The sequence below is a fragment of the Paraprevotella sp. genome (assembly GCF_986071375.1).
On the sequence record NZ_CFQRNQ010000016.1, the window covers coordinates 51,940 to 64,964 of the forward strand.

5 protein-coding genes are annotated in these 13,025 nt (G+C 50.6%); 4 read left to right on the forward strand and 1 reads right to left on the reverse strand.

Features of this window, described 5'->3' with window-relative positions:
• Positions 1 to 5 precede the first annotated feature (5 nt).
• The 3 genes from AC5RDV_RS09685 to AC5RDV_RS09695 all read left to right on the forward strand — a co-directional run bounded on the left by AC5RDV_RS09685 (position 6) and on the right by AC5RDV_RS09695 (position 8,574).
• Positions 6 to 2,603, forward strand: coding sequence for an alginate lyase family protein (locus AC5RDV_RS09685; RefSeq protein ID WP_282748440.1), 2,598 nt, complete (start codon positions 6 to 8; stop codon positions 2,601 to 2,603).
• 38 nt (positions 2,604 to 2,641) lie between these two features.
• Positions 2,642 to 4,546 (forward strand): DUF4979 domain-containing protein, encoded by a 1,905-nt coding sequence (locus AC5RDV_RS09690; RefSeq protein WP_282748439.1) that lies wholly within the window; start codon positions 2,642 to 2,644, stop codon positions 4,544 to 4,546.
• Between the two features lie 161 nt (positions 4,547 to 4,707).
• A complete protein-coding gene (locus tag AC5RDV_RS09695) occupies positions 4,708 to 8,574 on the forward strand; it encodes a hypothetical protein (protein WP_282748438.1) in 3,867 nt (1,288 codons plus the stop codon).
• 80 nt (positions 8,575 to 8,654) lie between these two features.
• Here AC5RDV_RS09695 and AC5RDV_RS09700 read toward each other — a convergent pair whose 3' ends face one another.
• Positions 8,655 to 10,577: a glycoside hydrolase family 97 protein gene (locus AC5RDV_RS09700; RefSeq protein ID WP_282748437.1), complete on the reverse strand. Its 1,923-nt coding sequence runs from the start codon at positions 10,575 to 10,577 to the stop codon at positions 8,655 to 8,657.
• A gap of 158 nt (positions 10,578 to 10,735) precedes the next feature.
• Here AC5RDV_RS09700 and AC5RDV_RS09705 point away from each other — a divergent pair, with 158 nt between their 5' ends.
• The gene (locus AC5RDV_RS09705; protein WP_282748436.1) at positions 10,736 to 13,015 is read left to right on the forward strand and encodes a heparinase II/III domain-containing protein; all 2,280 of its coding nucleotides are present in this window, start codon (positions 10,736 to 10,738) and stop codon (positions 13,013 to 13,015) included.
• Positions 13,016 to 13,025 lie beyond the last annotated feature (10 nt).

The window sequence follows — 13,025 nt, forward strand, 5'->3', positions numbered from 1 at the left end:
GATGTATGAAAAAGATGATATTATTGTGCGTTTGCCTGGCCGGACTGAATGCCATGGGGCAGCAGCGTGTGTTTAAGCATCCCGGCATATCCTATACACAGGCTGACATCGACAGGATGCGGGCCATGGTGGATGCCGGTCAAGAACCTTATTATTCGGCTTTCCTTGAATTCAAGGAAAGCCGTTACACGACTTATCGTGACTATGAACGTCCTTTGCCTGTCCACGAAGGGCAGCCTGTCATTTGGGATAGTCCTAATTTGTGGTTGGATGAGTTCGGACAGGTGGCTTTCCATAATGCCATGATGTGGAAGCTGACGGATGAAACGTCCTATGCGGACAAAGCCGTGGCTGTGCTGAACCGCTATGCTCCCGTACGTAGTATTAAACCTTATGGGACGAATTGCTTGGATGCTTCCAAGGCTACCATGCTCATTGAGGCTGCCGAATTATTGCGTGATTATGAGGGATGGAAACCCGAAGACCAACAGGGGTTCAAGGATTTCCTGGTGAGTCCCGGATATAGTACAGTGGAAGATTATTATGCCAAATACTCCTCATCCGACACGTTGGAAAACCGTGTGACGGTGTATTGGAATATTTTTCAAGGTGATCCGGGACGACATGGCAACCAAGGCTTGTATGGTTTGCGTACCCTGATGGCCATGGGTATCTATTTGGACAACGATACCATTTACGAGCGGGCTTACCGAAAATTGTTGAGCCTGTCCCATCGTCAGGATGACCTGCCTTATCCTAAAGGGCCGAAAATACCGCACGGTGTTCAGTCACACGTGAATGATGAATACTATATCTTATATGACGCAAGCAAGATTACGGTGGGCGAGGAGGAAGACTATGGTTATGACGATGAGTTGAAGTATTGGATTTGGGAGAACGGCCAGTGTCAGGAGGCTTCGCGTGACCAAGGGCATATCATGGACGGCATGTGTAATATGGTGGACATTGCCCGTACGGCATGGAACCAAGGCGATGACGTGTTTTCTGCCTACGGCGGGCGAATCTTGCAGGGCATCACTTATGCAGCCAAGTACAACTACGGTTGGTATAACCGTGAACAGATGAAGAACAAGTATTGGCCGGAAGAAGAACTTTTTGAGCCAACGGTGGAGAATGGGCAATTCATCCGCCGCATGGCGCGTTGTGCCCGTTGGGAGGGCCTGAAAATCAATCCATGGTCGGAAGGAAACCAAACGGATTGGACGAGAGGGAAGCAGTTCCACAGTCCCGGTACGATGTGGATGCAATATAAGGTACGTATGGGATTACCGGCAGATAGTTTGCTTTGGGTACAGCGTGCTTTCGATGTGAAGAAGGCGGAGGATGGCAGCATGCCCGGAGGTTTGTTGGATTACCGTACGGTTTGGATGGCCGGAGATGGCGGGACGTTTGTGGATGGTCGGCATGTGTCTGGGCTTCCGGCCTTGCCTGGAACGATACGGGCCGTGGATTATGACTTCTATAGTTTGGCCGCAAACGGTGAAGGGCTGACTTACCATGACAAAGGCACGGAAAAATGTAAGTTGTATCGTACGGACGGTACCGTGGAAATAGAAACGGTAGGCGATAGCTATGTCGTAACCGGGATGGAAGATGGTGAATGGATGAACTATAGTTTTACCGTAGCCAAAGACGGGTATTATCGCATTTGGGCCGATGCTGAGGTGTCGGTAGTTGGAGGCGCACTGTATGCCGCAGTGGATAATGGCACGGCTGTTGGGGGCGAATTGCCTGTGGGACAAGGATTCCAAGAACATGAGTTAGGTGTGTTGAGGCTTCGTGCGGGTGCCAGTGTGTTGCGTATGACCGTAAAAGGAACGGATAATGCAGTCCGTCTGCGTTCTATCCGTGTGGAGGAGACAGCCCGTCCTTCGGAAGAAACCGATTATGTGTGGAACTCCCGTGATTATTCTACTCCTATAGGGAAAGGGGAAATCCTGACAGACCAGAGTGACAAACTTTTGGTTTCCAATCGTTATGCAAGTGAACTTGTACCGACTTTTACCGTGGTGGGCGAACCTATGGAATATCATATAACTTCGGATAAATTGTACTTGGCTATCCATGGTATGAATTTGAACATGGTGGCGTTCCAAGAAGCAACCTATCGGTTACCCGGAGGAATGGATGATGAGACGAAGGCCAGTACGAGCGGGCAGGCGGCAACCTATTCCGTGAAAGGATGCGGAGCGGGCGGAGACGAACAGTTGTTCGTCTGGCAGTTGGATTCTTCTGCCAACCGCCGTATCGAGCCTTTATTGGGGGATTGCTATGCGGAAGGCGTAGAGGCTTACACATTGAAAGGTTTGTGCTTTGCCGTGAATGGAGAGTCGCTGTATAAAGACACGAGAATAGATGACATTGGCTTTTATACCTTGGAAGAGTTGATGGCACGCTATGGTGAGGATTTGAAAGATACTCCTCTTACTGTGCCTCGCATATCAATGGAATGTGAAGGTTCTCCTGCCGTTTACCGTATAGACGGTACTCGCGTGCCGGTGGATACCTCCCGGCCGGATTGGCGCGTGGCCTTGCCGGGCGGAATCTATGTGGTGGACGGTAAAAAGTTGGTTTTGCCATGAGGTACGGAATTTGTGGAACAGTAAATAAAAGATATGATATGACACACAGACATTTTTTGCGTGGCTTGTTATTGGTCTTACTCAGTGTTTGGGGCATGAAGGCAGAAAGTGCCGGATTAGAGGAAAATGGCGAAAAGTCGTTTGTCCACCCCGGTATCGTTGTCACGAAGGAGAGCGTGTTCCGAATGAAAGACTATATTGCTCGTCGGGCTTATCCTGTGTATGAAGGTTTTCTATTATTGAAATCTTCGCCCCGAGTAGGAGAGGCATATAAAATGAACGGCCCTTACCCTTATATTTCGCGCGACCATCCGGATTACAAGTACACCTCGAATGGGATGAGTTCGGATTTCAGTGCGGCCTACGAGGATGCCCTGATGTGGGTGTTGACGGACAACCGGATGTATGCCCGTAAATCGATGGATATCCTTTCGGCTTATGCTTCTACCTTGCAAGGAATACCAGAATCGAACGACCGCATGCTTTTGGCAGGCTTGGAAGGATTTAAGATAGCCAGTGCCTTGGAAATACTGAAGCATACGGACTCCGGAATCCCTGGGACCGAGATTGAAAACGTCGTGGCTATGTTGAAGGAACATTTTCAGCGGGCAATGGACGATTTTTATGCCATGCCGGCCTGTACCAACGGAAATTGGGGCTTGATCGTGACGAAGGCTTATATGGCAACAGCCATCCTGACGGATGACAGGGAAATGTATGACCGGGCAAAGGATTTCTACCTGAACGGAGAGGATAACGGCACGATTCGGAACTATATCGACGGTGAGACCGGACAGCTTCAGGAGAGCGGGCGTGACCAACAGCATAGCATGTTGGGACTGTCGGCCATGGCGATGGTGTGTGAGGTAGCTTGGCATCAGGGAGATGACCTTTATGGGTTGTTGGACAACCGTTTCTTGAAAGGGTGCGAGTATGTGGCACGTTACAATTTGGGCTACGATGTCCCTTACAAGGTATGGAAAGATGTGACAGGAAAATACAGCAACTGGCCGGTCATATCGGAAAAAGGACGAGGGGTGATACGTCCCATCTTCGAGGCTCCATTCAACCATTATGTCCATCGCCGTGGGTTGGATATGCCTTATACGGAGGAGTTATTGGAGAAGTTCCGTCCTGAGGGTTTCAATCCCGAAGGTGATTGCGGGTCTTTATTGTTCTATGAGGCTGCTCCGTTGCCTGCTCCCGAAGGTCTGGGACATTTGGATGAAGACTTTGGCCGTGCGGATGCGACGGTGGCCGGATGGACGGCTGTGACTTCCGGCGTGGAGCTTGCTGTGGATGACGGGGGTATGGTGGTGCATTGTGCCAAGCAGTCTGACGGTTCCTATCGCGGGGACATCAAGTTGACGGGAAAGACTTTGCTTGATGGGCGTAACTGGCCTGTGTTTGCCATCAAGGTGGACGGCGCGGAACCTGACCGGATTGCGGTGGACACGGAACGCGGGCCTTTCGGCAACGGTTACGGTAAGTGGACCGGTCGTATCGGGGACGACGTGTATTATTGCGACCTCCGCACGAGAAATTTCGGTGCGGATAACCGGTTGGGCAGTGAAGACCTATGGGAACTTTCGCGGTTCGGTTTGAAAGTGGCGGGATTAGTGAATGATGTTTATCGTGTGGCTTGGGTTAAAACATTCCGTAGTGTGGAAGAACTGGAAAACTTTGTTACGGGAGTGCCATCAATACAAACCGTTGCTGATGTGCGTTATGATGTACATGGGAGCGTGCTTCGTCTGTGGGCAGACGGGGCATTGCTCGATTTACGGCTATATTCGGCTGATGGTAGCCTTTGCAGTATGTTGGGTGACAGATGGGGCAAGACGGAAATACACCTGCCGGGGCGTGGGGTATTTGTCTTGCGTTGGAGTGACAACGGTAGGCGATGCCGTTCATTGAAGGTTTGCATGGGGGATATGAGATAAATGTAAGAATGGGTGGTAAAGTGCTATTCTTTGTCGATATAATTCAATGTATTGGTTGAGGCTTTCCCTTACCTTTGTAACAAGGTAATCCGGTTTCTTTTATCAAATTGAGAAGGAGCACCAATAATTATCTTGATTTCTAATTTTTAAAATTAACCACAATGAAAAAACAATTCTTTCTATCTCTCTTCATGTGCGTGGCCTTGTCGCTGCATGCACAGACGGACATGACGGAGCGCATTGTCAATCCCGGCTTCGAGGAGGAAGCTACCGGTTGGGAAATCAGTAGGATGGGACGCCAAGGAAATAGCGACTTCCCTTTGAAGGTGGGCGATTATTATGTCGAGACCTGGAGTGGAGCCGGAAGCCGGGTGGCGGATGGCAGTGTCGAGCAGGTGTTAACCGATTTGCCTGCGGGTACTTATACGGTGAGCGTGGTCGCGCAGAACATCCAACAGAATGATGCCGATGCCAAACAGACAGGGGTGTGGTTGTATGCCAATGACGACAAAACCGAAATTAATTTGCCGGGAAAATATGACGTGAAGACTACGACGGTAGATGGTACATTGGAGATTGGTCTCCTTGTACAAGGGGCAACGGGGAATTACGTATGTGTGGATGATTTTCACATGACTCTTGAAGAACCAACGGAAGAGACTTATGAAGTTTTTCGTGAAGAGGTGGGCAAACTTATCACAGAAGCCGAGAGTATCGACAAGCATCTTGACACACCCGAACAGAAAGTGCTCGATGCCGCTTTGGCTGACGGGAAAGCTGTGGTAGACGGGACTTCTACTAAGGATGTGACCGAGGTGTATGCTGCATTGAAGGCTGCCATTTATAATTACCGGCTTGCGTTGGCTTCACCCGAAGAACCGTTGGAAATGACTTCCAATATGTTGAATCCAGATTTTGAGGACGATACCAAGGGATGGGTGTCTACTGGGTTCGGCACCCAAGGCAATGACGTTTTTGTGCTGAAGAGCGGTTCCTATTATTGTGAGATTTGGAATGGAGGGGCAAAAGTGCCGGATGCTGACATTTACCAGTTTGTAGAATTGCCCAACGGGAACTACCGGCTTACGTTGTCGGCTCAAAACATTCAGGAAAGTAATCCGGCCATTGTACAGAGTGGTGCTTATGTGTATGCCAACAATGCGAAGAAAGAACTGAACCGAACAGCTCAGTACACGCTCGATTTCGTGGTAGTGGACAATCAGGCTCAAATAGGAGTGAACACAATAGGATGTACCGGAGACAAAGTGGCTTTTGATGATTTCCATATTTATTATACGGGATTCGATGCCGATGTCCAGTTTGCGGAGTTCAAGCAGATGATACAGGAAGGAGAAGCGTTGCTCGCTTCCTACCAGCATGCCGACAGTCTTGCCGCGCTGACGAAGGCCGTGAAAGAAGCCAAGGCTGTGACTGAGGTGGAAGACATCGCGGGTTATGCAGCCGTTTTGCGTGCGGCAATCAATGCCTCGCAAACCAGTGTGGGGGATTATGCTTTCTTCTTGGAAGCCATCCAAAAGTCGGAGAAGGTGCTTGCCGAAGGATTGGCTAACGGCGCGGACGGGCTGAAGGCGGCCATCGACAAGGCTGACGGGCTTTACAAGGCGGCCAAGAGTACAAGGGAAGAAATAGAATTGTTGGTCAAGGAGTTGGCTCAAGCAGAATTGCTGTATTATGCGGCCAATCCTTCGGGTGATGTGCCGGGGGTGGTGACATCGAGTTTCATTCCCCGTGGTGCCGTCGGAGCTTTGGGACGTGTCACCGTGAATGGCATGGAAGAGAAGGACATCAAGTTGCAGGGCTATTGTTGGGCCACCCACAAAGAACCGACTTTGGCAGACAATTATGTGACCGAAGGGGAGCAAGTGTTGAACTATCCCGGTCTCATTTATATCATGGAACCTTTGGAACCGGCCACAGTATATTATGTACGTGCTTTTGCCATGACACAGGGTAATGCCGTGGGATACGGTGAAGTGCGCAAAATCATAACGCTTCCCATGGGGAACTGTACTTGGAGTTATGCCAACAATGGGGAACCGGCAGATAACGAACGGATTAGTAATGCGTGTCGCGAGGCGATGGATTACTACAACAAATGGACGAGCATACGGGATTATGGGATTACAGTGTCTTTTGGTGCCGGCACTCCGACGGCAGAATGTAGTTATGGGGGATGGATGTCGGTAGGACCTAACCCTGCATACCAACGCACTGGAACGGTAATGCATGAATCCAATCATGGTGTGGGAGTAGGTCAACACGGACGTTGGTGGTATGAAGAACTCAAGGCATCTACCAAGTGGCAGGGTTTGTATCCCACCAAAATGCCTAAAATCCAGTCCGGTGTATGGTGGCAAGGTGACTTGGCCAACCTTATTGTGGAGTTTTTGACCAACGGACAGGATTTGTGTAACGGTGATGGCATGCACATGGGGCCTTTCGGCATCAACGGAGCCGGTGCGGACAATGGCACGCGTTTGCTTTATATCGCCAATGCCTTGCAGACGTTTGGACTGGGGGTAGACGGCTTGCCTCCTTCCGGTGGTTCGCCCACTCCTTATTATATATTCGAGAGCGAGGATGATGTCAAATACTATATCACGAACGAAGATGAGGCTTACGGACGCGGAACGGCTTACCTGACAGAGAATGCGGACGGCACGTTGGCTTATCGTGCTGTTTCTACGGACGAATTGGTTGGTGACGATGCCTACGCCTGGTATCTTGTATTCCAACCCCAGACATGCTATTACCTGTTGCGCAATGCCAAGTCGGGTAAGTATTTTACTTTCAAAAGCGGTACCATCAAGACCGCCGAAGTGGCCGAACCCGGAGAGAATGAAAGTTTCCACCTGATGAGAGGCCGTGTTCCGGTTATTTTGGGAGCGGGTGAACATTCCATTAATACCAAGGGGTATTGGATATGCGAAGGCAAGCGTAGGATTGAGACTCCTCCGGCATTGCAGGCCGAGGCAGACGGAGAGATAAAGACGGCTTCTTCGCAGGATTTCAGTAATGCGGCAGCCAACCAACGTTGGGTCATCCTCACGGCCGACCAGTTGCGTTTGGTGGACGAAGGTAAAGTGGCTTTGAACCGTGAGAAGCTGCGCTGTTATGTGGCCGGTGCCAAGGAGATGATGGACGTTCCGCATCATGATGCCACAGACGATGCTTCCGGTAGCTTCACGGCCTTGACCCAAAAGATGGAAGCGGCAGTGGACAAGCTTACAACCGTGGAAGAACTGGATGGTGCCATCCGCGAGATGTACACGGGCATCACTTCGTTCATGACGAACACGGTGCTTGACAACCTGTCGGCCTACGACCTCTCTTTCCTGATTGACAATGCCGGTATGGAAAGCCTCGATGGTTGGGAATGCGCCCAAGCCGACGTGCTTCTTTTCACGAACGGGCTGTGCAATACTTCTTCGACGTTCGACATGTATCAGACGTTGAAACAAATGCCCAAAGGGGTGTATCGTGTCGGGGTACAGGGATTTGAACGTCCGGGCGCCTATTCCCAAGTCGGTAAGGATTATGTTTCCGGCATTGACAACGTGGCCGCAGCTGTTTATTTATATAACAAGTCTTCCCAGATTAACAATATCATGGCAGGAGGACAAGAGAAAAAGTTGGGAACGGCTTCCCAGGTCTTGACGCAGGACTTGTATATTCCTAATAATGTGGCCGCAGCTGTCGATTATATGGAGGAACATCTTTACGACAATACGCTTGTGGTGGAAATCAAGAGAGATGCACAAGACATTAAAGTGGGACTGAAAAACACCAAGGTGGTTCCTTCCGACTGGATTGTGTTCGATAATTTTAGCCTTTTCTATTACGGAAGTAACGTGACCGAAGATGATGTGACCGGCATCAATGATGTGGAGGCAGACACGGTGGTTGAAGGAAGGCAAGGAACCTATGACCTTTCGGGGCGTGCCATTTCGAATCCTACCCGTCCGGGAATTTACATTGTAAATGGTAAGAAGGTTGTGGTACATTGACGAGGGTGACAAGTACAAATATTCCGGGGATGCCAAGAACGGCATCCCCGGTTTTTAGTATTGGCAAAAATGGATGCTTCTTATGGGGCTTTTTCTATTTCCATGGCCGCCCCGCCGGAAGCTTGCAATTCGAGTTTGAGGGACTGGCCGCCTTTGATGGTCTTTTGCCTGGTGGCAACCTTGGTACGTGTGTCCAAATCAGGGTCATCCTCGTAAAGTGTCACCACATACTTCTTTCCCCGTTGCAGGAACTCCGTGGGTAACGAGAGTGTCCGTGCGTCCATACCGTTCATGACTCCCACAAACCATTTTTGTCCGCTGCGCCGTGCGATGGCTACGTACTCACCGATTTGCCCGTCTATCGGGTAGGTCTCGTCCCATGTGGTCGGTACGTGTTTCCAGAAGTCCAGTTCCTTTTCGCCTCGGTAGAGTTGGGGCGTGTCGTACCAATAGAGGAAAGTGATGGGACTGTAATACACTACAGGCATGGCCAATTGGTGGCCGTGTGTGGCTTTTACCCGGTTGTTGAAGTAACAAGGCGTGTAGTCTGCCGGTCCGGCAAGGAAACGCGTGAAGGGCAAGGTGGTATTGTGCCGTGCGTCGGGCATGGTTTCGTTACCGGCTATGCCTTCCTGTGTCATCAGGTGGGGCAGGGTGCGGCTCAATCCCGTGGGGCGGTACTCGTCATGTATGTCCACCATGATGCCATAATCCGCGCATTTGCGTACGGCGTTATGCAACCAGATGGTCCAGAATTGGTTGCCCACTTGCACGAAACCGAACTTGATGCCTTTGATGCCCCATTTTTTATAAAGGGGAAGTATGTCATCTAATTGTTGGATTAGGGCGCGTTGGTTCACGTAAACCCATACTCCGATGCCTTTTGTCGCGGCATAGTCGCAAAGTGCTTTGAAATCCAGATCCTTACCTTCGGCCACTTTTGTGGCATCACTGTTCATGAACATCTCCGGCCCATACCATCCGGCATCCAACTCTATGTATTGCAGGCCTCGTTCGGCTGCGAAATCCACAGCCGCCAGCGCGTCTTTTTGTTTTAACCCACAGCGGAATGCCTTGCCGGGTTTAATCCACGAAAGGTCTCCTTGCAGCGCGCAGGGATCGTTCAGGTTCAGGTAGATATGGTTGTGGGCAATCAAATCTACGGGGCGTTCTGCTGCCATGATGACGCGCCAAGGCGTATCGTAGGGCGAGATGACATCCGCGCAGTCATACATGTTGGCCGTGACGGTATTCGGCCGGGAAGGGGAAAGTCCGAACTTGGTACGCACATAATCGCGCATGCGGGCTTCGCCCAAGGACACGGTCAATCCGTCCGGCAGCTTCATGGTCAAGGGGCGTTCGCTTTCTCCGTCCCATCCCTTTAGCGGCAGCAATGTGATGGGAGCCTGTGCCCACGGTTCATAGTAGGCCATGGTGCCTTCGGGCATGGCAAATTCGGTCAGTTCCTTGGTGATATGCAGGAACAGCCCGTTGGTGGTAACAGGGAAGTGGTAGCGGAAAGCCACACCTTCGTTGTAAGCCCTCACCTCCACGTTCATGAAATAAGTACGGGAACGGTCATACCCGTCCGGTGCTTTTTCCGAAGGGGCTTCTCCTTTCCTGAACTTGACACACAGGCTGCGGTAATGGTCAGGGATTTCTGCCCGTTCACCATATAAAGGTTTCCATGCCTCTTTGTGTTCGGCAGAATCCACCCCGATAAAAGTCAGGTTGTCGCCCCACTGCTTGCAATGGTCGTTAGGAATGCCTAATGCGCTTTCCAGTAATTTGTTTTCTATGTCTACTCCCAGACCTGATTTCCCTATAATCTTTTTTCCCTTATATGATAAGGTGTAAGACAGCCGGGTTGCACCGTCCGAATCCTCTTGCGTAAAGGTGAACTCGTAATTGCGGTCGGGCGACCATAGTTTATAAGTGTGTGGCGAGGCCCATCCCGAGGTGGCCAACCACAACATGCACAAAGAAATGAATTGTTTTTTCATTGATGGTAAAATTTGATTTTTAAAACCTTGTTCATATCCTAATACGATTGGGAAAGGCAATTCACTTACGCCAAACTGATTTTTTTTCTTTTCGAGTCAGTATTTTGCGGTTTTCAATCGTATTAGGATATAGAAGCGTTTAATGATTTAGATATAAGATGAAAAAGTTTTTTGTTTGTGTGGGAGGACTTTTCCTCTCCTTTTCGCTGTATGCGCAGCAAGTCAAGCATCCGGCCTTGCTGTTTACAAAGGCGAGGGTGGAAGCGGCCAAGTCGAGGATGGAGTCGGATACCTGCATGGCCCGTTGTTGGGAGGACATCCGCAAGGTGGCCGACGGGGCTTTGAAAGGAAATAATTTCCGGAGAGCGGATTACCTCTCTTTGGCTTACCTGATGACAGGCGACCGACGTTATGCCGACCGTTTGAAGTCCATTTTGCAATCGTTGACGAGTGCCAAGACATGGGGAAGCGAGGAAATGCTGTCGCGGAAGCCCGTATGGCGGTCCGATTTGGGACTTTCCCACAAATGCCTGATGTCCGCCCTGGCGTACGATGCCATCTACGAGACCTTGTCCGGAAAAGAACGGAAGGATTTGGCTGAAAAGTTGCTCCGTCTCGGGTTGGAACCGGCTTTGGGCGACTGGGTATTGGAACCCACGCGTATCCATACCCTCAATTCCATGGGACATAACTGGTGGACCTCTTGCGTGTACAATGCGGGCATGTTGGCTTTGGCGTTGCAGAACGAGCTGCCTCAGGCCCGCGAGTGGGCGGCAACCTTGAATGAGGTCATGCCCGAATGGTTCGGTTTTGCCGGGGACGTGTTGCAAAACAAGATGAAGACGTTCGACGAGGCCGGAGGCATGTACGAAAGCCTCAACTATGCCAACTTCGGCATACAGGAAGCTTTGCAGTACAGGATAGCCTGGCAGAACGCGTATCCCGGCCAGAAGGCTTCTCCCATACCGCAATTGGAAAAGCTGCCCGATTATTTCCTGCAAGTTTGTTATCCGCGTACGGGCATCCTTTACGACATCAATTTCGGTGACAGTCATAAGAATGTGACGGCAGAGTCGAGCATGATGCTCTTGTATGCCTTGGGGATACAGCGTCCGGACATGCTGTGGTACTTCAACCAGATACAGGACGGGCAACATCGTGACGGTTATTTCCGCAACCGCCCCATGGGATTCCTGTACATGCCGGACGTACGGAAGGCTCCCGAAACACCGGATTTGCCGACTTCATGGCTGCTGAAAGATTTCGGATGGGCCATGGTGCGCGATTCATGGAAAAAGGATGCCACGATGTTGGCCGTCAAGAGTGGGCATACCTGGAACCACTCGCATGCTGATGCCAATTCGCTCATACTTTTCCATAAAGGCGTGGACATCCTCAAGGATGCCGGGAATTGCAGCTATCCCAATCCGGAATACCGGGGATATTTCTTCCAAAGCGATGCGCACAACGTGGTGCTTTTCAATGGAGAAGGGCAGTCACGGGAACAGCAATATGAAGGCTCTTACTTGCGCGGTAGCTTGCACCATCTGATGGATAACGGGCAGATGAAATATGTGTTGGCCAACGGTACGGGGCCGATGGCGGACAAGTTCAGCCGGAATTTCCGCCATTTCCTCTGGATGGATAAAGTCATTTACGTGATAGACGACATCAAGGCACATCATGCCGGGCACTTCGAATGGTTGTGGCATTATAGTGGAAAAGCCGTGAAACGGGGACCGGACTTGACCGTCACGTCGGATAGTGCGTCTGTCGTCATCCGTCCGCTTTATCCCCGTCTACTGGCCTTGTCCGATTTCGTACATGACTATCCAGAAGATTTGTATTGGGAAGTGAAGACCGGACCGACGGAAGACTTGAAAGACAAAGAGGAGTATTATTCATTCCATTTGCCCGGTGAGCATAAACGCATCAAAGGGATGACCGCCATCATCCTGAAAGACCGTCCCGGAGACAAAGACCTGCCTTATATGGAGAAACGCGAAGGCAAGGACTGGATAGGGCTGCGGGTGCGTCGCGGAGGCAAAGTGACCGACATGTATATCAACCAGTTGGCCGACGGCAGGCTGATGCACAATAATTCATGGATTGAGGCCGACGGGTGGACCACGGATGCCTATATGTTCACCGTGACGTATGACGAAGGGGCAGACCCGTCTACGGCCGGGGACATCTTCGTTTGCTATGGCAGTGCCTTGCGCCGGGGCGGCGTTTCTTATTATTCTTCCTTGTCGAAGCTGTTCGTGATGCAGCATGCCGAAGGCAAGGATTTGGATGTGCACGTACAAGGACAGCCCTATGTGCGGGCTGTTTTCCATGCAGCTTCGCGTCCTTCATCCTTGCGGGTGAACGGACGTGCAGAAAAGGTGGTCTATGAGGATGGAAATGTGATATTGAAGAAACAAGTTGAACCATAAATAACATAGA